This window comes from Duffyella sp. Ts4, from assembly GCF_051851875.1.
GTDB lineage: Bacteria > Pseudomonadota > Gammaproteobacteria > Enterobacterales > Enterobacteriaceae > Duffyella > Duffyella gerundensis.
Genome location: NZ_JBLYPN010000002.1, coordinates 44,460 through 67,283, shown reverse-complemented (window position 1 = coordinate 67,283; position 22,824 = coordinate 44,460). Strand labels below are relative to the sequence as shown.

16 protein-coding genes are annotated in these 22,824 nt (G+C 51.7%); 5 read left to right on the top strand and 11 right to left on the bottom strand.

Annotated features, from left to right (window positions below; genetic code table 11):
- Window positions 1-74: 74 nt before the first annotated feature.
- From ihfB to serC, 5 genes are all read right to left on the bottom strand, one after another.
- Window positions 75-362, bottom strand: coding sequence for an integration host factor subunit beta (gene ihfB / locus ACJY2L_RS03220; protein WP_067429218.1), 288 nt, complete (start codon window positions 360-362; stop codon window positions 75-77).
- An 87-nt stretch (window positions 363-449) separates the two neighbouring features.
- The gene (gene rpsA / locus ACJY2L_RS03215) at window positions 450-2,123 is read right to left on the bottom strand and encodes a 30S ribosomal protein S1 (RefSeq protein WP_067429216.1); all 1,674 of its coding nucleotides are present in this window, start codon (window positions 2,121-2,123) and stop codon (window positions 450-452) included.
- A gap of 123 nt (window positions 2,124-2,246) precedes the next feature.
- Window positions 2,247-2,927 (bottom strand): (d)CMP kinase, encoded by a 681-nt coding sequence (gene cmk, locus ACJY2L_RS03210; protein WP_439212908.1) that lies wholly within the window; start codon window positions 2,925-2,927, stop codon window positions 2,247-2,249.
- 184 nt (window positions 2,928-3,111) lie between these two features.
- Complete coding sequence (gene aroA, locus ACJY2L_RS03205; RefSeq protein ID WP_439212907.1) at window positions 3,112-4,398, bottom strand: 3-phosphoshikimate 1-carboxyvinyltransferase; 1,287 nt, start codon at window positions 4,396-4,398, stop codon at window positions 3,112-3,114.
- 81 nt (window positions 4,399-4,479) lie between these two features.
- On the bottom strand, window positions 4,480-5,565 hold the full coding sequence (gene serC / locus ACJY2L_RS03200; RefSeq protein WP_439212906.1) for a 3-phosphoserine/phosphohydroxythreonine transaminase: 1,086 nt from the start codon (window positions 5,563-5,565) through the stop codon (window positions 4,480-4,482).
- 297 nt (window positions 5,566-5,862) lie between these two features.
- Here serC and ycaO point away from each other — a divergent pair, with 297 nt between their 5' ends.
- The 4 genes from ycaO to pflA all read left to right on the top strand — a co-directional run bounded on the left by ycaO (window position 5,863) and on the right by pflA (window position 12,097).
- Window positions 5,863-7,620, top strand: a complete 1,758-nt coding sequence (gene ycaO, locus ACJY2L_RS03195) for a 30S ribosomal protein S12 methylthiotransferase accessory factor YcaO (RefSeq protein WP_225700821.1) — start codon at window positions 5,863-5,865, stop codon at window positions 7,618-7,620.
- Between the two features lie 353 nt (window positions 7,621-7,973).
- Window positions 7,974-8,834: a formate transporter FocA gene (focA, locus tag ACJY2L_RS03190; RefSeq protein WP_225700822.1), complete on the top strand. Its 861-nt coding sequence runs from the start codon at window positions 7,974-7,976 to the stop codon at window positions 8,832-8,834.
- 80 nt (window positions 8,835-8,914) lie between these two features.
- Window positions 8,915-11,197 (top strand): formate C-acetyltransferase, encoded by a 2,283-nt coding sequence (gene pflB, locus ACJY2L_RS03185; RefSeq protein WP_209500181.1) that lies wholly within the window; start codon window positions 8,915-8,917, stop codon window positions 11,195-11,197.
- A 159-nt stretch (window positions 11,198-11,356) separates the two neighbouring features.
- Window positions 11,357-12,097: a pyruvate formate lyase 1-activating protein gene (gene pflA / locus ACJY2L_RS03180; RefSeq protein ID WP_187486387.1), complete on the top strand. Its 741-nt coding sequence runs from the start codon at window positions 11,357-11,359 to the stop codon at window positions 12,095-12,097.
- Between the two features lie 22 nt (window positions 12,098-12,119).
- Here pflA and ACJY2L_RS03175 read toward each other — a convergent pair whose 3' ends face one another.
- The 6 genes from ACJY2L_RS03175 to lrp form a co-directional block, all read right to left on the bottom strand.
- Window positions 12,120-13,271: an MFS transporter gene (locus ACJY2L_RS03175; RefSeq protein WP_067429193.1), complete on the bottom strand. Its 1,152-nt coding sequence runs from the start codon at window positions 13,269-13,271 to the stop codon at window positions 12,120-12,122.
- 328 nt (window positions 13,272-13,599) lie between these two features.
- Window positions 13,600-14,892 (bottom strand): serine--tRNA ligase, encoded by a 1,293-nt coding sequence (gene serS, locus ACJY2L_RS03170; protein ID WP_439212905.1) that lies wholly within the window; start codon window positions 14,890-14,892, stop codon window positions 13,600-13,602.
- Window positions 14,893-14,986: 94 nt separating this feature from the next.
- Window positions 14,987-16,330: a replication-associated recombination protein A gene (locus ACJY2L_RS03165; protein ID WP_209500183.1), complete on the bottom strand. Its 1,344-nt coding sequence runs from the start codon at window positions 16,328-16,330 to the stop codon at window positions 14,987-14,989.
- A gap of 7 nt (window positions 16,331-16,337) precedes the next feature.
- Window positions 16,338-16,949, bottom strand: coding sequence for an outer membrane lipoprotein chaperone LolA (lolA, locus tag ACJY2L_RS03160; protein ID WP_439212904.1), 612 nt, complete (start codon window positions 16,947-16,949; stop codon window positions 16,338-16,340).
- A 179-nt stretch (window positions 16,950-17,128) separates the two neighbouring features.
- Window positions 17,129-20,686, bottom strand: coding sequence for a DNA translocase FtsK 4TM domain-containing protein (locus ACJY2L_RS03155; protein WP_439212903.1), 3,558 nt, complete (start codon window positions 20,684-20,686; stop codon window positions 17,129-17,131).
- Window positions 20,687-20,808: 122 nt separating this feature from the next.
- A complete protein-coding gene (gene lrp, locus ACJY2L_RS03150; protein WP_006118610.1) occupies window positions 20,809-21,303 on the bottom strand; it encodes a leucine-responsive transcriptional regulator Lrp in 495 nt (164 codons plus the stop codon).
- Window positions 21,304-21,824: 521 nt separating this feature from the next.
- On the opposite strand from lrp, the gene trxB reads away from it, so the two are divergent.
- Window positions 21,825-22,793 (top strand): thioredoxin-disulfide reductase, encoded by a 969-nt coding sequence (gene trxB, locus ACJY2L_RS03145; RefSeq protein ID WP_439212902.1) that lies wholly within the window; start codon window positions 21,825-21,827, stop codon window positions 22,791-22,793.
- The last annotated feature ends 31 nt before the right edge of the window (window positions 22,794-22,824 follow it).

Below are 22,824 nucleotides of genomic sequence, written 5' to 3'. Positions count from 1 at the left end.
AACCATGCTGAGAAGACAGAAAAAAACCAAAAAAAAACGACACCGGAGTGTCGTTTTAACGGATTCGTCAGGAATCATTGACCATGTATATTTGCGCGATCGCGTAACTCTTTACCCGGTTTAAAATGAGGTACGTATTTTCCCTCAAGCTCAACCTTGTCGCCGGTCTTAGGATTACGACCGGTACGAGGAGCGCGATAGTGCAAAGAGAAGCTGCCGAATCCCCGGATTTCAATGCGTTCACCCTGTGCCAGTGTGGTGGCCATGTGCTCCAGCATTTCTTTGACCGCATCCTCAACGACTTTCGCCGGAATATGAGTGTGCTGGCCAGCAAGTCGTTCAATCAATTCTGACTTGGTCATAAATCCTCCGGTTAATCCTTAATGGAAAAGGTTTGACAGCGTTCTGTCATATCCAGGGCAACAACGCTGCCCTGAATATCAGGTCGATTACTCGCCTTTAGCCGCTTTGAACGCTTCAGCCATAGCGCTGGAGAAGTTGCTTTCTTCCTGTTTGTTGTTAACAGTAGCGATTGCATCTTTCTCATCAGCTTCGTCTTTTGCACGAACAGACAGGCTAACTACGCGGTTTTTACGATCAACACCGGTAAATTTCGCTTCAACGTCGTCGCCAACGTTCAGAACCAGAGTTGCGTCTTCAACGCGGTCGCGTGAAGCTTCTGAAGCGCGCAGGTAACCTTCAACGCCATCAGCTAATTCAACTGTAGCACCTTTAGCGTCAACTGCTGTCACTTTACCGTTAACAATGGCACCTTTCTTGTTCAGAGAGATGTAGTTGTTGAACGGGTCTTCAGCCAGTTGTTTAACGCCAAGGGAGATGCGCTCGCGCTCTGCGTCAACCTGCAGAACCACAGCTGCGATTTCGTCGCCTTTTTTGTATTCACGTACTGCTTCTTCTCCGGTTGCGTTCCAGGAGATGTCAGACAGGTGAACCAGGCCGTCGATGCCGCCGTCCAGGCCGATGAAGATACCAAAGTCAGTGATTGACTTGATTTTACCTTCAACACGGTCGCCCTTGTTGTGGGTCTCAGCAAACTGCTGCCATGGGTTAGATTTACACTGTTTCAGGCCCAGAGAGATACGACGACGTTCTTCGTCGATATCCAGAACCATCACTTCAACCACATCGCCTACGTTAACAACTTTAGACGGGTGGATGTTTTTGTTAGTCCAATCCATTTCAGATACGTGAACCAGACCTTCAACGCCTTCTTCGATTTCTACGAAGCAGCCGTAATCAGTCAGATTGGTCACGCGGCCGGTAAGACGAGTGCTTTCCGGATAACGCTTAGCGATAGCAACCCATGGATCTTCGCCCAGCTGTTTCAAGCCAAGAGATACGCGGGTGCGCTCACGGTCAAACTTAAGCACCTTAACGGTAATTTCATCGCCAACATTCACGATTTCGCTTGGATGCTTAACGCGTTTCCATGCCATATCAGTAATGTGCAGCAGGCCGTCAACGCCGCCCAGATCAACGAATGCACCGTAGTCAGTCAGGTTCTTAACGATACCTTTGACTTCCATGCCTTCCTGCAGGTTTTCCAGCAGCTGATCGCGCTCTGCGCTGTTTTCAGATTCAATAACCGCACGGCGAGAAACCACAACGTTGTTGCGCTTCTGGTCCAGCTTGATTACTTTGAATTCCAGCTCTTTGCCTTCCAGGTGCAGCGTATCGCGCACCGGACGCACATCTACCAGTGAACCAGGCAGGAACGCACGAATGCCGTTGAGCTCAACTGTGAAGCCACCTTTAACTTTGCCGTTGATAACACCGGTAACAGTTTCAGCGTCTTCGTAAGCTTTTTCCAACGTGATCCAAGCTTCATGACGTTTAGCTTTTTCACGGGACAGCAGGGTTTCACCGAAGCCGTCTTCAACTGCATCCAGAGCAACGTCAACTTCGTCGCCAACCTGGATTTCCAGTTCGCCGGCTGCGTTTTTGAACTGCTCTGCAGGAATTGCAGATTCAGATTTCAGGCCCGCATCAACCAGAACAACGTCTTTGTCGATAGAGACAACAACGCCACGAACGATGGAACCCGGGCGGGTTTCGATTTCTTTCAGGGATTCTTCAAATAGTTGAGCAAAAGATTCTGTCATATTGATAATCTTCAGGATTCTTCAATTTAACGTCCACCTGACTTCCTGCCGGATGGGGTTGTTTCACATGCCTCGCGACAATCCATTGCACAAGGTTAAATTATTCTTTTCAGCACCTTAATGCTAAATATCCAGCTTGCTGCGAGCATAAGCGATTGTTTTTTCAATCACCTCTTCGATTGGCATACTGGTCGAATCCAGTACAAATGCATCAGCAGCAGGCACTAACGGCGCGACAGAACGATTACGATCTCTGTCATCGCGTTCCTTTATCTCAGATAAAAGGCGCTCAAAGTTAACATCAATGCCGCTCTGCTGCAACTGTAGCATACGGCGGCGAGCACGCTCTTCCGGACTGGCATCAAGGAAAATTTTTACCGGAGCATCCGGGAAAACCACCGTACCCATATCGCGACCATCGGCAATTAGACCGGGACGATCGCGAAATGCACGCTGGCGGCGCAAAAGTGCTTCACGCACCCGTGGAAAAGCAGCGACTTTTGAGGCTGCATTACTCACTTCCTGCGTACGGATTTCGCTGGTGACGTTTTCTCCTTCCAGAATCACCGCAAGCTCACCATCAGTAGAAACAAAGCGCACGTCAAGATGTGCAGCAATCGGCACTAATGCTTCTTCAGACTCGATGTCAACCTGATGATGCAGCGCAGCCAGCGCCAACACACGGTAAATAGCGCCTGAATCGAGCAAATGCCACTGAAGCGCTTCCGCCATCGCTTTACACAAGGTGCCTTTACCTGCACCACTTGGTCCGTCAATGGTGATAACCGGTGCAACAACCGCCATCTTGATCTCCTGTTAATGCCTATGTCACTGCCTGTTAGCCAGACTTTTCGCCAGGCATTATACGCAGCTTGCCCGTGGATCGTTACCCTTAAGCATAGACTGAAGAGAAATAATCAGATTTTTCAGCTGAGTAATTGTGATCAAAGAGGGAATTTGCCTGAAGAAATCTTCAGGCAATGGAGTTTTACGCCGATTGGCTTACAGACTTCAGGCGCTCGAAGTAATCAGGAAAGGTTTTGGCCGTGCAGCCGGGATCGAGGATGGTAACTGGCGTATCGGACAAGGCAACCAAAGCAAAGCACATCGCCATGCGATGATCGTTGTAAGTGCCAATTTCAGCGTGTTTTAGCTGTGCGGGCGGCGTGATACGAATGTAATCATGCCCTTCTTCTACTTCAGCGCCCACTTTACGCAGCTCTGTCGCCATGGCAAACAGGCGATCGGTTTCTTTAACTCGCCAGTTATAAATATTGCGCATGACGGTGGTGCCCTGCGCAAACAGTGCGGTTGTTGCAATGGTCATCGCCGCATCCGGAATATGATTCATATCCAGATCGATCGCCTGCAGCGTATTACGAGTACAGGAAATGTAGTCATCACCCCACTCAATCACTGCGCCCATTTTTTCCAGCACGTCAGCGAAGCGAATATCACCCTGTACGCTATTACGCCCGATACCTGTCACTTTTACCGTGCCGCCTTTAATTGCCCCGGCAGCAAGAAAATAAGAAGCAGATGACGCATCACCCTCAACCAGATAGTCACCGGGCGCTGAATAATGCTGCCCACCAGCGATGGTAAAGTGCTGATAATTGTCATTATGGACATCCACACCGAAGGTTTTCATCAGCTTGAGCGTGATATCAATGTAGGGCTTTGAAACCAAATCACCTTTGATGGCAATGTGTGTATCTTTCTCTGCCAGAGGTGCCGTCATCAGCAATGCAGTAAGAAACTGACTTGAGACACTGCCGTCTACAGTTATCTTACCGCCGGTAAATCCGCCCATCAGGCGCAAAGGTGGATAATCCGTTTGCTCCAGATAATCAATTTGCGCGCCGCCCTGGCGTAATGCATCGACCAGATGGCCAATTGGGCGTTCTTTCATACGCGGCTCGCCGGTAAGCACGATATCATTCTTACCCAGGCATAAGGCCGCGGCCAATGGACGCATCGCGGTACCGGCATTACCCAGAAAAAGCTCCAGAGCCTGCTCTGAAAATAAAGGTCCACCACAGCCCGTAACCTCGCACACGGTGCGATCTGTAGAAAGCTTGTAGCTGACGCCTAACGCTTTAAGCGCATTGAGCATATGTTTAACATCATCGCTGTCGAGCAGGTTGGTTAACCTGGTAGTACCTGATGCCAGGGCAGCAAGCAGCAACGCGCGATTTGATACGCTTTTCGAACCAGGCAAATTAACTGTGCCCTCAACATGCGCAATGGGTTGTAACGTTAGAGAGTCCTGCATGTGAAACCTTTACTCCATAAATTCAGCGGCAAGGAAACCTCATGGTGTTATGAGGTTTCCGTAGTGGTGCTTACGCGATAATTAACCGTGACGACGTTCAAACTCAATCATGAAATCGGTCAGGGTTTTGACGCCCTCAAACGGCATGGCATTGTAGATAGAAGCGCGCATACCGCCAACCACGCGATGGCCTTTCAGAGCATGCAGTCCTGCCGCGTAAGATTCATCAAGAAACAGCTTATCCAGCGAAGCATCTGCTAACTGAAAAGGCACGTTCATCCGCGAGCGGTTGGATGTAGCAACGTCATTACGATAAAAATCGCTCTTATCAATAACGCCATACAGCAGGTCGGCTTTTTGCTGATTAATGCGATCGATTTCTGCTACGCCGCCCTGCTCTTTCAGCCATTTAAATACCAGACCAGAGAGATACCAGGCAAAAGTAGGCGGCGTGTTGAACATAGAGTCATTATCCGCAAGCACTTTATAATCGAGGATAGAAGGTACTTCTTTGCGGGCTTTGCCAAGCAGGTCCTCGCGCACGATAACGATGGTCAATCCTGCAGGGCCAATATTTTTTTGTGCACCGGCGTAAATAACGCCATAGCGATTGATATCCAGCGGGCTGGATAAAATGGTGGAAGAGAGATCGGCCACAACAACTTTATTGCCGAAGGCAGGTTGTTCCGCAATGGCAACACCATCAATGGTTTCGTTAGGGCAGAAATGAACGTAGGCTGCGTCATCAGAAAGCTGCCACTGGCTCATTGGCAGAATAGCGCGCTTGCCATCCAGCACCGTTTTTACATCAATCACATTTGGTGCGCAGAACTTCTCCGCTTCCAGAATGGCGCTATGGGCCCAATATCCACCGTCAACGTAATCAGCGGTAACCGCACTGCCCAGCAGATTACCTGGAATCGCAGCAAACTGGCCGCGGGCACCGCCGTGGCAGAACAAAACTTTGTAATTGGCGGGTATTTTAAGAAGATCACGGAGGTCGCTTTCAGCCTCTTGTGCAACCTGAATAAATTCCTTGCTGCGATGGCTAATCTCCATCACTGAAGTGCCGAGCCCTTTCCAGTTTGTGAGCTCTTGCTCAGCCCGACGAAGCACTTCAACCGGCAGCATTGCTGGACCGGAGCTAAAATTATAAATCTGCGTCATTTCCCCTCACCACTGTCATATAAAACGGTTATGCATATGCTATCGGTTTTATCACTGCCTCCTGGATGCTGCAACGATTAATCAGGTAACGATCACATTTTTGGAAAAGCCGCAGCAAAAGCTTATGTTGCCGATGTAAATGGTCACGATATTTTGTGAGGTTTCATACACAAAGCGCCTTTAATGGCTGCAACCCGCTTACTCGCCTGCCATGCTGCCTCGGCTTTCATTGGCGGGACAATGGCAAAACCCGTATCATTACGCGCTTTCATTTTTCTCACACCTAAGAGCGGGCTCATGACTCAAACATTTATTCCCGGAAAAGACGCGGCACTGGAAGACTCCATTGCGCGTTTTCAGCAAAAACTGCAGGATTTAGGCTTTACGATTGAAGAAGCCTCTTGGCTTAACCCTGTTCCTCATGTCTGGTCCGTGCACATTCGTGACCGTGATTGCCCGCTCTGTTTCACCAACGGTAAAGGGGCAAGCAAAAAAGCTGCGCTGGCCTCGGCGTTGGGTGAATACTTCGAACGTTTATCAACCAACTATTTCTTTGCCGATTTTTGGTTAGGCAAATCGATCGCTAACGGCGACTTTGTGCACTATCCCGATGAAAAATGGTTTCCACTGCCGGCTGATGAATCGCTGCCAGAGGGGATCCTGGATGCGCGCCTGCAGGCTTACTACGATCCGGAAAATGAGCTCAGCGCCAGCGATCTGATCGATCTGCAATCGGGCAATACGGCGCGCGGCATCTGCGCACTGCCTTTTACCCGTCAGTCCGATCTGCAGACGGTTTATATCCCCATGAACATCATCGGCAACCTGTATGTTTCTAACGGTATGTCAGCGGGCAATACGGCCAACGAAGCACGCGTTCAGGGCCTGTCTGAAGTCTTCGAACGTCACATCAAAAACCGCATTATTGCCGAAGCAATTAGCCTGCCACTGATTCCGGCCGAGGTACTGAACCGCTATCCGGGCGTGGTGGAAGCGATTGACCGCCTGGAAGCTGAAGGCTTCCCTATCCTCTCTTATGATGCCTCACTGGGTGGCAACTATCCGGTGATATGCGTTGTGCTGCTCAATCCAGCCAATGGCACCTGCTTTGCCTCTTTTGGCGCACACCCCGATTTTGGTGTGGCGCTGGAGCGTACGGTGACCGAACTGCTGCAAGGACGTGGCCTGAAAGATCTTGATGTGTTTACGCCGCCAACCTTTGATGACGAAGAGATCGCCGATCACGCCAATCTGGAAACTCACTTCATCGATTCCAGCGGTTCTATTTCCTGGGATCTGTTTAAAGAAGATGCAGACTATCCCTTTGTTGACTGGAGCTTTAGCGGATCAACTGAGGAGGAATTCAACACCCTGATGGCAATCTTCAAGGCAGAAGATCAGGAAGTGTATATCGCGGATTATCAGCATCTTGATGTTTACGCCTGCCGCATTATCGTGCCCGGCATGTCTGACATCTATCCAGCCGATGACCTGTTATTGGCCAACAACAACATGGGAGCGCATCTTCGTGACGTTCTGCTTTCACTGCCTGACAGCCAGTGGGAAAAGCAAGACTATCTCGATCTGATTAGCCGTCTGGATGATGATGGCATGGACGATTTCACACGCGTACGTGAACTGCTCGGCATGGCGACAGGCAAAGATAATGGCTGGTACACCCTGCGCGTGGGCGAATTGAAAGCGATGCTGGCTCTTGCGGGTGGCGATCTGGAGCAGGCACTGATCTGGACTGAATGGACCATGGAGTTCAACAGCTCAGTCTTTACCCCTGAGCGGGCGAACTATTATCGCTGCCTGCAAACCCTGCTGCTGCTGGCCCAGGAAGAGGAGCGCGATCCGGTACAGTATCACCAGGTATTTTTACGCATGTACGGCAGTGATGCCGTTGAGGCGGCGTCTGCAGCCTTAACCGGCGAACAGGCTTTCTATGGTTTGCAAAGCGTTGATGATGATTTAAAAGCGTTTCCAGCTCATCAGTCTCTGCTGGCTGCTTATGAAAAATTACAGAACGCTAAACGGACTAACTGGAAATAATACCTTTCTCGGCATGTTCTGAATAATGTGAATAAAGGCATCGGCTAATTTTCGCCGATGCCTTTATTGTTATTAAAACGATAAATTATTTCCGGCCCTTCATTTTTATTTAACATTCATCCTATAGAATTTACATTAGTGAATAATCTTTCAGTTAAAACCCTGCGTCCATGAAAAATAATTTTAACTTTTAAAATATTTTTTATTTATTATTATCAATCACTTGATTTAATTTTCCCTTCTGACAGCCTTCCTGTCTGTGCTTATCCCCGCTGAATAATGATCTGTATCAACTTCTCCATTAAAGCAGTTTGGTAATATTTTCTCGCAGGCTTCTTTTGGAGAGCGCAACAGTGAAAACTGACAACCCATTCAATCTTCTGTTACCCGCCGCGATGGCAAAAGTGGCCGAAGATGCGGGCGTATACAAAGCCACAAAACATCCTCTCACGACATTTTTTCTTGCGATTACCGCTGGCGTATTTATTTCCATTGCGTTTGTTTTCTATATCACTGCCACAACCGGCTCTGGCGTGATGCCTTATGGCATGGCCAAGCTCATTGGCGGCATCTGTTTTTCATTAGGCCTGATGCTGGTGGTGATTTGCGGCGCCGATCTGTTTACCTCAACCGTACTAATTGTTGTCGCTAAAGCCAGCGGCCGTATTAGCTGGGGGCAACTGGCGCGCAACTGGCTTAACGTCTACGTCGGCAATCTGTTTGGCGCCCTGTTTTTTGTTGCCCTGATTTGGTTTGCAGGTGAACACAGCGTTGCCAGCGGCGCATGGGGGCTAAATGTACTGCAAACTGCCGAACACAAAATGCATCACACCTTCATTGAAGCGGTCAGTCTCGGGACGCTGGCTAATTTAATGGTCTGCCTTGCGGTGTGGATGAGCTACTCCGGCCATACCCTGGTCGACAAAATGCTGGCTATGGTACTGCCGGTTGCGATGTTTGTGGCCAGCGGTTTTGAGCACAGCATTGCCAATATGTTTCTGATACCGCTGGCGATTGTCATTCGCGACTTCGCCACCCCCGACTTCTGGCAGATGACCGGCGCATCGGCAGCCCAGTTCTCCGCCTTGAACCCAATCAATTTTATCGTCGACAACCTGATTCCGGTCACGTTGGGCAACATTATTGGCGGCGGACTGCTGGTAGGTTTGACCTACTGGATGATCTATCTGCGCGGTGACGCACAGGCTCACTGAGCCACAACATTTTGGCCCGGTGTTAGCATCCTCAGCAACATCGGTACGTAAAGAAATCAACTCTTAAAGGTAGGTATATCATGACCGAACTTAACCAAAAACTGGCTACAGCATGGGAAGGTTTCGCCGCTGGCGAATGGCAAACCAGCGTCAACGTGCGTGACTTTATCCAAAAAAACTATACGCCTTATGAAGGTGATGAATCTTTCCTTGCTGGCGCAACCGAAGCGACTACGGCTTTATGGAACAAAGTGCTGGAAGGCATCAAGATTGAGAACCGTACTCATGCGCCGGTAGATTTTGATACCGACCTTGCCTCTACCATCACTTCACATGACGCAGGCTATATTAATAAGCCGCTGGAAAAAATTGTCGGCCTGCAGACTGAAGCACCGTTGAAACGCGCGTTGATCCCTTTCGGCGGTATCAAAATGGTGGAAGGTTCGTGCAAAGTCTATGGCCGCGAACTGGATCCTGCGCTGAAGAAAACCTTTACTGAATACCGCAAAACCCACAACCAGGGCGTGTTTGATGTTTATACGCCCGATATTTTACGCTGCCGTAAATCAGGTATTTTAACTGGCTTACCGGATGCCTATGGTCGCGGACGTATCATCGGCGATTATCGTCGTGTCGCGCTCTACGGTATTGATTTCCTGATGCAGGATAAGCTGGCACAGTTCACTTCGCTGCAGGCAGACCTGGAGAACGGCGTGAATCTGGAGGCGACGATTCGCCTGCGCGAAGAGATTGCCGATCAGCATCACGCGCTGAAACAGATCAAAGAGATGGCAGCAAAATATGGCTGTGATATCTCTCGTCCGGCAACTAACGCTCAGGAAGCGGTGCAGTGGACTTACTTCGGCTATCTCGCAGCGGTTAAGTCACAAAATGGCGCAGCAATGTCCTTTGGCCGCGTGTCCACTTTCCTTGATGTCTATCTGGAACGCGATCTGCAGGCTGGCAAAATCACCGAACTTGAAGCACAGGAACTTATCGATCATCTGGTGATGAAACTGCGTATGGTGCGCTTCCTGCGTACGCCAGAATATGATGAGCTGTTCTCCGGCGATCCTATCTGGGCTACAGAATCACTGGCTGGCATGGGCGTTGATGGTCGTACGCTGGTCAGCAAATCAAGCTTCCGTTTCCTTAATACGCTTTACACCATGGGCCCATCGCCTGAGCCTAACATGACCATTTTGTGGTCAGATAAGCTGCCGCTGAACTTTAAAAAGTTCGCTGCCAAAGTCTCTATTGATACGTCGTCCGTTCAGTACGAAAACGACGATTTGATGCGGCCTGATTTCGATAACGATGATTACGCTATCGCCTGCTGCGTCAGCCCAATGATCGTGGGCAAACACATGCAGTTCTTTGGTGCTCGTGCCAACCTGGCAAAAACCATGCTCTATGCCATCAACGGCGGCATGGATGAAAAACTGAAAATGCAAGTGGGTCCGAAAGAGAATCCAATAACCGATGACGTGCTGGATTTTGACGTGGTTATGGAACGCCTGGATCACTTCATGGACTGGCTGGCCAAACAGTATGTGACATCGCTGAATATCATTCACTATATGCATGATAAATATAGCTATGAAGCATCACTGATGGCACTGCATGATCGCGATGTTTATCGCACTATGGCATGTGGTATTGCCGGTTTATCAGTAGCCGCCGACTCACTTTCAGCGATTAAATATGCCAAAGTGAAACCGGTGCGTGATGAAGATGGCCTGGCGATCGACTTTGAAATTGAGGGTGAATATCCGCAGTTTGGTAACAATGATGCCCGCGTAGACGATCTGGCCTGCGATTTAGTTGAGCGCTTCATGAAGAAAATTCAGAAGCTGACAACCTATCGTAATGCTGTACCGACGCAATCGGTGCTGACCATCACCTCAAACGTGGTATACGGTAAAAAAACCGGTAACACACCTGATGGCCGTCGTGCCGGTGCGCCATTCGGACCAGGCGCTAACCCCATGCACGGTCGCGATCAAAAAGGCGCGGTGGCTTCCCTGACCTCGGTTGCTAAACTGCCGTTTGCTTATGCAAAAGATGGTATCTCTTACACCTTCTCAATCGTGCCGAACGCGCTGGGTAAAGATGACGAAGTGCGCAAAACCAATCTGGCAGGTTTGATGGATGGTTATTTCCATCATGAAAGCACCATTGAGGGCGGCCAGCACTTGAATGTAAACGTCATGAACCGTGAAATGCTGCTCGACGCTATGGATAACCCGGAAAAATATCCGCAGTTAACCATTCGCGTCTCCGGCTACGCGGTCCGCTTCAACTCGCTCACCAAAGAGCAGCAGAAAGATGTGATTACGCGTACCTTCACACGCTCACTCTAATGCGCTGACAGTGTTAAAAAGGCTCCGTCAGGAGCCTTTTCTTCCAGTCCGCTTTGCCAGTCGCCTCAGCAGCAGACGCCGGGCAAAACAGATTAACTTAACGCAGCACCAACAGACTGCGTCACCTGCTCACCAGATAACAATGGGAGAACCATCGCAATGTCAGTAACCGGCCGTATTCACTCTTTTGAATCCTGTGGCACCGTTGATGGCCCTGGCATTCGCTTTATCACCTTCTTTCAGGGCTGCCTGATGCGTTGTATGTATTGCCATAATCGCGATACCTGGGACACGCATGCCGGCCGCGAAACCACGGTCGAAGAGTTGATGAACGATGTCACCTCCTATCGCCATTATATTAACGCCTCCGGCGGTGGCGTGACCGCCTCTGGTGGCGAAGCGATCCTGCAGGCAGAATTTGTTCGCGACTGGTTTCGTGCCTGCAAAGCTGAGGGCATTCACACCTGCCTGGATACCAACGGTTTTGTCCGCCGTTATGATCCAGTGATTGATGAATTGCTGGAGGTAACCGATCTGGTAATGCTCGACCTGAAGCAGATGAATGACGATATCCATCAGATTCTGGTCGGCGTGTCTAATCACCGCACGCTGGATTTTGCGCGTTATATTGCCAAAAAAGGCATTCGGACCTGGATTCGTTATGTGGTGGTTCCCGGTTATACCGACGATGACGCCTCTGCACACAGGCTGGGAGAATTTACCCGTGATATGGGTAATGTCGAGAAAATAGAGCTTTTACCCTATCATGAGCTTGGCAAGCATAAATGGGTTGCTCTTGGCGAAGAGTATCAGCTGGAAGGTGTTAAGCCGCCGTCAAAAGAGACCATGGATCGGATAAAAGGTATTCTGGCGGAATATGGCCACAAAGTGATCTATTAACGGGGCTGACGCCCCGTTATTTTTAGGCGTGAGCGATGGGAGTGATTTGCTGATCGGCCTTGCGAAGCAGCATAACCAGATAGACCAGTGCCACCAATGCGATCATGACGAACAGCAGCTGATCGGAATAGTTTTGCATCAGTAATGACGTCATGGTCGGTCCGGCAAGGCTGCCGATGGTATAGCTCAACAGCAGCGCCTGATTCATCGCTACCAGTTCATTGTGCGGCACGGCTTCACAGGCCCATGACATCGCCACGGGATAAAGCGTAAAACCTGCACAGCCAAGGATAAAGAGCGCTGGTGCCATAGCAGCATTCCCCAGCATGGCAACCGCGCCCAAAATCACCACAAATACCTGAACACGTAAAACCATCAGTCGACCAAAGCGATCGGCGAGACGTCCTATCGGCCATTGTCCCACGATGCCTGCACTCACCAGCAGTGCCATCCAGTAACCCACCGCCGAATCATTCATGCCCTGATGAGAAAGATAAACGGGCATCAGACCATATAGCGAACCGAGCAGAATACCGGAAATGATACAGCCGTTGATGCCAAGGCGCGCCCCGCGACGGCGCAGCATTGGCCAGATGCGCGATGCCGGAGATTCTTCCTGTTCGCTGCTGGCAGAAATACGCACCAGTACCAGTGGCAGAAATGCCAGCATAATCAGCAGGGTAACTAGCGGAATAACCTGTGCCAGCTGCGTCGAAAGTCCGCTCACCATCAGCTGACCCAGCACCGTGCCCAGATAATAAACGATCATATAAGCCGCCAGCAGCTGGCTGCGATTCTTCAACGTACCGCTGCATAACAGTGCGCTTTCCACCACCACCCAAATCAGAGCGCAGCCAATACCGGCGACAAAGCGCGCCATTGACCATGACCAGAAACCTTGCGTCAGCATCAGCGCCATGCTGGCAACGGCAAACAGTGCAGCCGCAAGGTAATAGCTGCGATTGAAGCCGTAGCGTTTAATCACCATACCCGCAGCAAGCGTACCCGCAAGGTTACCGGTGTAATACGCTGAGCTAACCACCCCAACCTGCCACGTTGGCAGAAGATCATGCGTGAGCCACAGCGGCACCAGGGTATTGAGCACGGCAATAGACACCGTCAGCAACATCAGGCCGCAAAGCAGCATAAATACGGGGCGGGACCAGGTGGACATAGCGAAGGGAACCAGAATAAGCGTAAGATTTTGCGCGCATAATGCCATTAGCTTTTTTAAAGTCAATGAGCGCTTTCAGACAGGCGCACAATTTGTCTTTGACCGATAAATTTTTTTCATTAACAGGAGGTTACGGCGGTTGAAGTAGCGGACAGGGAAAAAGTTATCTCTATGAATAATATAGCTTTCACTCCCGGAGCCTGCCGGGAAGACGATAATAATTACTCTTACTGTTAAGTTTATGAGATCGCGGTAATTATTTCAGCCGTACGCCTTTTTTCCAAAAAAAAGCCCGCCAAACGGCAGGCTTTAATGTTGGGATGATGGTTTAGCCAATCACCTCGAGTCCTTGCATATAAGGACGCAACACTTCAGGTACGACAATCGACCCATCGGCCTGTTGATAGTTTTCCAGTACGGCTACCAACGTTCGGCCTACTGCCAGGCCTGAGCCGTTGAGCGTATGCACCAGACGCGTTTTTTTATCGCTTTTACTGCGGCAACGCGCCTGCATACGGCGTGCCTGGAAATCCCACATGTTGGAGCACGAAGAGATCTCGCGGTAGGTATCCTGCGCAGGCAACCACACTTCCAGATCGTAAGTTTTGGTTGCGCCTGCACCCATATCGCCGGTGCATAACAACATTTTGCGATAAGGCAGGTTTAACAGCTGCAGCACCTTCTCCGCGTGGCCAACCAGCTCTTCCAGCGCCTGCATTGAGTCTTCCGGACGCACAATCTGAACCATTTCGACTTTGTCGAACTGGTGCATGCGAATCAGTCCGCGTGTATCACGTCCATAAGCACCCGCTTCCGAACGGAAACACGGCGTATGCGCGGTATACTTCAGCGGCAGCGACTCTTCTTCCAGAATCTCGTCGCGCACCAGATTGGTCAGCGGCACTTCTGAAGTTGGAATCAATGCATAGTCGCTGCTTGATGCCTCTTCTTCGAGCGGGCGCGTATGAAAAAGATCTTCACCAAATTTTGGCAACTGACCGGTACCAAACAGTGACGCGTGGTTAACCAGGTAAGGCACATAGGTTTCCATGTAGCCGTGCTGTTCGGTATGAAGATCGAGCATGAACTGGCTCAGCGCACGATGAAGCCGCGCAATTTGCCCTTTCATCACCACAAAGCGTGAACCGGTCAATTTCGCCGCGGTGGCAAAATCAAGGCCCTGCTGCATCTCGCCCAGTTCAACATGATCGCGCACGGCAAAATCATATTGCTTCGGCTCGCCCCAGCGGCTGATTTCAAGGTTATCCGTATCATCTTTGCCAGCAGGAACTTCATCAGCTGGCAAGTTTGGCAGGGCCAGCGCGAAATCGCGGATCTCATTTTGCAGAGCATCCAGCTCAGCTTTCGCTGCGTCCAGGCGTTCGCCCAGTACGTTCACTTCCTCACGCAACGGCTCGATATCTTCCCCACGCGCTTTCGCCTGCCCGATAGATTTGGATCGTGCGTTACGCTCAGCCTGCAAGTTTTCAGTTTCGACCTGCAGCACTTTACGACGCTCTTCCAGCGAACGTAGCGTGTCCACATCCAGTTTGAATCCTCGGCGTGCCAGTTTTTCTGCGACTGCGTCTGGCTCGTTACGCAGCAGATTGGGATCGAGCATGCTTGTCCTGTGCTTTAAGTAATGGATGAAAAAGGAGACGCATTCGACGTGCGAATGCGTTGAATTTACTGCTAACCTTACCGTAACGTCCGTTTTAGCGATAGCGTTTTGTCGGGCTATTTTGATCCTGTTCAGTAAGCCAGGCGAGCTTTTCGCCGATCTTACCTTCAAGGCCCCGCGAGGTGGGATGATAATAACGCGTACCGGCCATTTGCTGCGGGAAATAGTCTTCGCCGGCTGCATAGGCGTTGGGTTCATCATGGGCATAGCGGTAGGACTTGCCTAATCCCATCTCTTTCATCAGTGAGGTCGGGGCATTACGCAGATGGTCAGGCACATCGTGATCGGCATTCTCGCGCGCATCACGCATTGCCGCTTTAAAAGCGTTATAAACGGCGTTGCTTTTTGGCGCGCAGGCAAGATACACAATAGCCTGTGCAATGGCGCGCTCGCCTTCCGCCGGGCCTACTCGCGTAAAGCAATCCCAGGCGGAAATAGCCACCTGCATGCCGCGTGGATCGGCATTACCGACATCTTCAGAAGCGATGGCCAATAGCCGACGCGCAACGTAAAGCGGATCGCCGCCTGCGGTGATAATGCGCGCATACCAGTAGAGCGCCGCATCCGGTGCTGAACCGCGCACCGATTTATGCAGTGCAGAGATCAGATCGTAGAAACGGTCGCCTTTGTTATCAAAGCGCGCTGCGCGTTCGCCAGACACCTCATTGAGCAATGTCGGCGTCAGTTCACGCTCACCCAGCGCATTAAGCTCAGCCATATCTGACATCATTTCCAGCGTGTTTAAGGCACGCCGCGCATCGCCATTCACCAGTTCAGCAATCATGCGCCGGGTATTATCAGGCAGCACAATATCGCTATCGCCGTAACCGCGGGTTTTGTCGCGCATCGCCTGATCCAGCACCTGTTCGATATCCTCTGTGGTTAACGACTTGAGCAGATAGACGCGCGCACGTGACAGCAGTGCGGAGTTGAGTTCAAAGGAGGGGTTTTCAGTGGTGGCCCCGATAAACGTGATGGTGCCATCTTCGATATGCGGCAGGAAAGCGTCCTGCTGGCTCTTGTTAAAGCGATGTACTTCATCCACGAACAGGATGGTGCGCTGGCCGACCTGCTGGCTTTGGCGGGCACGTTCGATCGCTTCGCGAATCTCTTTGATGCCGGAGGTTACGGCTGAAATACGCTCCACGTTGGCACTGGCGTAGTGGCCGATAATTTCTGCCAGCGTGGTTTTGCCGGTGCCAGGTGGCCCCCATAAAATCATTGAGTGCAGCTGGCCCGCTTCAATGGCACGCGGCAGCGGTTTACCCGTAGCCAGCAAATGCTGCTGGCCGATATATTCGGCCAGCGTGGTTGGCCGCATACGCGCGGCCAAAGGTTGAAATTCGTTACTGGCAAAGTTCAGAGAGAGGTTGCCCACACTGGCCTCACTGTCGTTGGTCGTCCACCGTCACGCCTTTAGGTGGCGTAAAGGTAAATTTATCCGGGCTGATAGCACCGTTTTGCTGGCTCTTCAGCTCATAGTTGCTACGTTGACCATCCTGCTCAATTGCGCTGAACTGATTGATGGTGCCGCTGCGGGAAACGTTAATAGTGAACTGCTTGAGGTTTCCGGCATCGCTTTTTGGCGTCAGTGAAAATTGATCGCCCTGCTGTTTGATATTGTACTGTTTCCAGTCACTCGCCTGGTTGCGCGCAATCAGCATAAATGGCGTGTTGCTGGTCGCATCTTTCAGCCAGCTGGCACTAACCTGCTCAACAAACGGGTTGTAGAACCACAGCGATTTGCCATCAGAAATGATGATGCTTTCATCGGGGGCGGTCATATGCCAGTTAAACAGATTCGGTCGCTTAACCCACAGCTCGCCCTGACCGTCCTGCACGTTTGCCCCACTGCCGTCGGTGACTTTCTGCGTAAAGCTGGCGTGGAAACTGTTTACTTTATCAAGGCGCTGCTGGAGTTCGCTGGCACCGTCGGCCAATGCGCTGGCTGATGCAAATGCCGTGAGCACGCAGCAAGATAGAAGAATCTTTTTCATTTAACGTTTCCTTATTGACCGTTTTTATCCTGTGACAACCGTCATAACCATAGCGTCTGGACACAGAGCTGCACAGGAGAATTTCCCGAAAGCCTGTTCAGATATGGGGACAACGCCTGAAAAAACAATGGACCAGATAATCTGGTCCATTGTGAAAGCCTTAATGCAACGTGCGAGGTTTACATCTCATGAGGCGGTGGAGAAAGTACTTCGCGGTTACCGTTATGGCCTGGTGGCGAAACGATGCCCTGCACTTCCATCTGTTCAATAATACGAGCAGCACGGTTATAGCCAATGCGGAACTGCCGTTGCACACCTGAAATCGATGCACGCCGCTTCTCAACGATAAAGGCCACCGCCTGATCGAACAGCGGATCCAGCTCTTCATCGCCTTCCAGCCCCAGACTGCCCGCTTCGCTTTCACTGCCCGCGGTGATGCTTTCGATGTACTGCGGACGACCACGTGCCTTCCAGTCACTGACTACCGCATGCACCTCTTCATCGCGCACAAAAGCGCCATGAACACGGATTGGCATCGATGAGTTAGGCGGCATGTAGAGCATATCGCCCATGCCTAACAGCGATTCTGCACCCGACTGATCGAGAATGGTGCGCGAATCGATTTTGCTGGAGACGGTAAAAGCGATACGGGTCGGGATGTTTGCTTTGATCAAGCCGGTAATCACATCCACCGACGGACGCTGCGTAGCCAGTACCAAATGTATGCCAGCCGCACGCGCTTTTTGCGCCAGGCGTGCGATTAACTCTTCCACCTTTTTACCGACGGCCATCATCAAATCGGCGAACTCATCGACCAACACCACGATATAAGGCAGTTTTTCCAGCACTGGCGGCGTACTGTCCATGCTATCGCCGGGTTTCCAGAACGGATCGGGAATCGGCCTGCCCATCGCTTCGGCCTGCATCACTTTTTCATTATAGCCAGCAAGGTTACGCACGCCGAGCGCCGACATCAGCTTATAGCGACGCTCCATCTCACCCACACTCCAGCGCAGCGCATTGGCGGCATCTTTCATGTCGGTTACCACTTCTGTTAACAGATGCGGAATGCCTTCGTAAACCGACAGCTCCAACATTTTCGGGTCGATCATGATGAAGCGCACTTCATCCGGCGTCGCTTTATACAGCATGCTGATGATCATGGTGTTAACGCCGACCGATTTACCCGAACCGGTGGTACCGGCAACCAGCAGGTGCGGCATTTTTGCCAAATCGGCCACTACCGGTTGGCCTGCAATGTCTTTGCCCAGCACAACGGCCAGCGGCGAAGGATTGTCGCGGAAGGTGGCGCAATCCAGCACTTCACGCAGATAGACCGTCTGCCGCTTTTTGTTTGGTAGCTCAAGACCCACATAAGGTTTACCGGGAATCACCTCAACCACACGCACCGCAACTGCAGAAAGCGAACGCGCCAAATCGCGAGAGAGATTTGAGATACGCGCCGCTTTGACGCCAGGCGCCAGATCAAGCTCAAAGCGCGTGATAACCGGGCCCGGAGAAATGCCGACCACTTCCGCTTTAACACGGTAGTCAGCCAGACGAGCCTCAACCAACCGCGCCGTCTGCTCAAGTGCGAACATATCTACCGGTTCTTCTTCTTCAGGCGGTGCCGTCAATAACTCCAACACCGGCAATGGCGTTGACGGTTTCTCCATCGGTTGCTCATGACGCACCAGGAACGGATGAAACAGACTATCCTGCATGCTGTTTTTTTCCGGTGTTGGTGCAGCGGGTGCCACCGGCGCGGCGTAAGCGGGCTGGGCTGGCGGCTGTGCTGGCGGCGGCTCGGGTGCGACATAACGTGGCACCGGTTCGGGAGCAAATACCGGTTCAGCATCATGCACTTCGGGCTGCACTGGCGGCTCAGGTGCGACATAACGTGGAACCGGTTCGGGTGCAAATACTGGTTCAGCATCATGCACTCTGGGCGGCGTTGGCGGCTCGTAACGCGGCGGCGTGTTAACCGGCTGCTGAGCGGACCACTGCGCTGACTGTTGCGGCAGCTCGACTTCAGGCGTGGCAGCGATGGTAAACAGCGGTTCACCGGGTCCGTCGTCGACCAGATCATCCATCGGCGAGAAATCAAACGCGGCGGCTGTATCGATAGAGAAAGCAGGCGCCGGCGTATCTGGCTGAGGCGGCTGATAACGCTGCTGCTGCTGATCGGCAAACTGGCGAGCCAGCGCTGCCTGTTCACGTGCTTCTTCTTCCTCTTTTTCAGCCTGGGGCTGATACTCTTCGCCGTAACGCTGTTGCTGTTGTTCTTGCCAGGCATCGCGCAGTTCCGCTTCCTGTGCCGCATTTTCTACGGCATCCGTGGTCGGTTCTGTAGATGGCTGACGTTGTTCTTCCTGTTTAGCTTTCTCTTCTGCCATGCGCTGTGACGGTAGCTTAATGCCATAGGAAGCGAGCTCGCGGCGCGTTGGCAGCTTAACCGGATTAGGCCGGGGAAGTTCAGGACCAATGCCCTGCTTGACCTGTGGATTAATCTCTTCGCTACTGCTGGCGCTAAATTCCGGCATAAAGGCATGGGCAGAAGCCTGGCTGGCGGCAAAACCCGCCGCCGCTACCGTAGCCGCAGCAGGAATCTGAGCGGGCTGCGAGGGTTGCGGTGAAGAGAAATCGAACGGTGAGGCTGGATCAGTGGTGCCGCGCCAGTTGCCCATAACAGGCTCCTCCTCGTCGATCTGCCCTGCAGGGGCAGCATCTTCAGGGATATCGAAGTGATATAGCGGTGGCGTTTCTGGCTCAGCCGCTGCGTAATGCGGCGCTGGCTGACTGGCTGCTACAGGCTGAGCAGGCGACGCAGGCGGTTGTTGCACCGGCGCGGTTGCCACTGGCTGAGGCTGAGACGCAGCAGCTGGCGGGACTGTTGGCGCAGCGGCCTCAACGGCGGCGGGTGCAGCAGGCGTTTTCGCTACCGGCGCAAACAGCGGATCGTCCAGCTCATCGTTATCGGTATTGTCGTTAGCTGCATGAGCGGAGAGTTTGCGTGGCGGAGCCAGCAGAATATCTTCATCATCTTCTGCAACGGGCGTTGCGCGCTGAATGACCGGCGCCTGCGGTTCATCTTCCTCATCCTGCCAGCGATCGTCATCACGCGAACGGTTACTGGCAAAGGTCAGTACGCCCATGACGACGCCACCGATTTTTTCAGCGATAGTCAGCCACGACCAGCCGGTATAAAGGGTTAGACCCGCTGCCCAGATGCACAGCAGCGTCAGTGTGCCTGCTGCACCGTTGAACCACGGCACCATGGCGTTACTTACCAGGCTACCAATTACGCCACCCGACGCAAAATACCAGATATCGTCAGCATTGAGCGCTGCCAGACCACAGGTGGTGATAACCAGCGCCAGCACGCCTATCAGACGTAATCCTACGGCAAAATAGTCGATGTAATCCTGGCGATCACGCTGGCGAAAGGTAATCCAGCACAGGCCTAAGATCACCGGAGGAATGGCATACGCCATCACGCCAAAGATAAACAGCAAGGTATCAGCCAGCCATGCGCCTACGCCACCACCAAGGTTATGGATCGGTTCATGCCAGGCCGTTTGCGACCAGCTGGGATCGGAGGGATTAAAACTCACTAGTGCTATCATCAGATAAACAGCAAACAGCGCTACGATGATCAGCAAAGCTTCAAGCAGACGACGTCCGCTGCTAAGAGGCTGCAGGGAAACGTCTTTATCTTCTGTATATTCCTGGCTCAAGAGAACTCTCCAGGTGCCCGTAAATAGTGAAGGCAACAGCGCCGGGATAGGAGCCCGACGCTGAACCTGTATGAATTCACAGGAGTGTACCTAAACCCGTCAGGTTTTGCACCTGCCCTGTGTTACCGCGTTTTAATGACAAGGCGGTTGCTCTGTTTCACTTCTTCCATGACCACGTAGGTACGCGTGTCGTTGACACCCGGCAGACGCAGCAGGGTTTCGCCCAGCAGTTTTCGGTAGGCGGACATATCTGGCACACGCGTTTTCAGCAGGTAGTCGAAATCACCTGAAACAAGATGACACTCTTGAGTTTCCTCAAGTTTTTGTACCGCGGCGTTAAACTGTTCAAACACATCTGGCGCGCCGCGATTCAGAGTAATCTCAACGAAAACCAGCAGTGAGGCATCAAGATAGTGCGGGTTCAACTGCGCGGTATAGCCAAGGATAAATCCCTGACGCTCCAGGCGACGAACACGCTCAAGGCATGGCGTTGGCGATAACCCCACACGCTTCGACAACTCGACGTTGGAAATGCGTCCATCTTTTTGCAGTTCATTAAGAATATTGCGGTCGATACGATCGAGATCTTTCCCGGGGCGTTTTTTATTATCTACCATTATTATTGTCTCTCTTCATTCCTTCCCTTTGCCTGCCACACCCTGCAACCATTCATTAGCGCAGAGTTTTCTTTGAAAGAGATAAGCCTGTGCCGATCAAAGCACCACCCGAAAAGCACGCACGTTGTCTGTCCACTCCATGCTGCCTTTTTGATGTCAGGCTGAGTTTATTGGCTTAATTAGCTAAAACAGGATATTACGCCCGGCCGTTACCGTTAAACACACTCTGCTTCCTCCCTTGTTTTCGCAAAAGCGCAGCCGATTGTCAAAGTAAAACAACCAAAATCAGTACAAGATGCCAGATGGAGTGCTGCTTAACTGTTTTTAAATGGGTAATTTGCGGCAAGTGCACCAGCATCGGCCGTTTTTTGCCCCCTTTTAGCGCAGCAGGCGGAAATTTTCTGATTATCGGCTACACCACTTGCATCTATCGGTAACAAAATCGCACAAGCCTTTTTTTGCCTGCATAATTTGCCTACAATCCTCGGACATGTTTTATGCCGAATAGCAATGGGGAAGTCATGAGTACGGCCAAACACAGTAAGCTACTTATTTTGGGCTCAGGCCCGGCAGGCTATACCGCAGCAGTTTATGCTGCACGCGCCAATCTCAACCCGGTATTGATCACCGGCCTGGAAAAAGGCGGTCAGCTTACCACGACCACCGAAGTTGAAAACTGGCCAGGCGATCCAGAGCATTTGACCGGTCCTTTGCTGATGGAACGTATGCATGAGCATGCGGTAAAATTTAACACCGAAATTTTGTTCGATCATATTCACACCGTCGATCTGCAAAATCGCCCTTTCCGCTTAATCGGCGACAGCGGTGAATACACGGCCGATGCGCTGATCATTGCCACCGGCGCGTCAGCACGTTATCTCGGCCTGCCGAGTGAAGAAGCCTTTAAGGGCAAAGGCGTTTCCGCCTGCGCGACCTGCGACGGCTTTTTCTACCGTAACCAAAAGGTCGCGGTTGTCGGTGGCGGTAACACCGCGGTGGAAGAGGCACTTTATCTGGCGAATATCGCAGCGGAAGTACATCTTATTCACCGTCGTGACAGCTTCCGCGCCGAGAAAATCTTGATCGATCGCCTGATGGATAAAGTGAATAACGGCAATATCGTGCTGCACACTGACCGCGCGCTGGAAGAAGTGCTGGGCGATCAGATGGGCGTAACCGGTGTTCGTCTGCGTGGCAGCCTTAATGAGACGATTACGGAAGAGCTGGATGTAGCAGGCGTGTTCATCGCTATCGGCCACAGCCCAAATACCGCTATTTTTGCCGACCAGCTTGATCTGGAAAATGGCTACATTACCGTGCAGTCCGGTTTGCACGGTAACGCCACGCAGACCAGCATCCCAGGTGTCTTTGCCGCAGGTGATGTGATGGACCATACCTATCGTCAGGCTATCACTTCTGCCGGTACCGGCTGTATGGCTGCTCTGGATGCCGAGCGCTATCTGGATGGGCTGGTTAAAAACGATCGCTAAGTTGTTAATCAGTCGATCTTAATTACCAAAG

Excerpts from the sequence above, each read along its gene's own strand:
- ihfB (WP_067429218.1), bottom strand. The coding sequence starts at position 362 with ATGACCAAGTCAGAATTGATTGAACGACTTGCTGGCCAGCACACTCAT.
- rpsA (WP_067429216.1), bottom strand. The coding sequence starts at position 2,123 with ATGACAGAATCTTTTGCTCAACTATTTGAAGAATCCCTGAAAGAAATC.
- cmk (WP_439212908.1), bottom strand. The coding sequence starts at position 2,927 with ATGGCGGTTGTTGCACCGGTTATCACCATTGACGGACCAAGTGGTGCA.
- aroA (WP_439212907.1), bottom strand. The coding sequence starts at position 4,398 with ATGCAGGACTCTCTAACGTTACAACCCATTGCGCATGTTGAGGGCACA.
- serC (WP_439212906.1), bottom strand. The coding sequence starts at position 5,565 with ATGACGCAGATTTATAATTTTAGCTCCGGTCCAGCAATGCTGCCGGTT.
- ycaO (WP_225700821.1), top strand. The coding sequence starts at position 5,863 with ATGACTCAAACATTTATTCCCGGAAAAGACGCGGCACTGGAAGACTCC.
- pflB (WP_209500181.1), top strand. The coding sequence starts at position 8,915 with ATGACCGAACTTAACCAAAAACTGGCTACAGCATGGGAAGGTTTCGCC.
- pflA (WP_187486387.1), top strand. The coding sequence starts at position 11,357 with ATGTCAGTAACCGGCCGTATTCACTCTTTTGAATCCTGTGGCACCGTT.
- ACJY2L_RS03175 (WP_067429193.1), bottom strand. The coding sequence starts at position 13,271 with ATGTCCACCTGGTCCCGCCCCGTATTTATGCTGCTTTGCGGCCTGATG.
- serS (WP_439212905.1), bottom strand. The coding sequence starts at position 14,892 with ATGCTCGATCCCAATCTGCTGCGTAACGAGCCAGACGCAGTCGCAGAA.
- lolA (WP_439212904.1), bottom strand. The coding sequence starts at position 16,949 with ATGAAAAAGATTCTTCTATCTTGCTGCGTGCTCACGGCATTTGCATCA.
- lrp (WP_006118610.1), bottom strand. The coding sequence starts at position 21,303 with ATGGTAGATAATAAAAAACGCCCCGGGAAAGATCTCGATCGTATCGAC.
- trxB (WP_439212902.1), top strand. The coding sequence starts at position 21,825 with ATGAGTACGGCCAAACACAGTAAGCTACTTATTTTGGGCTCAGGCCCG.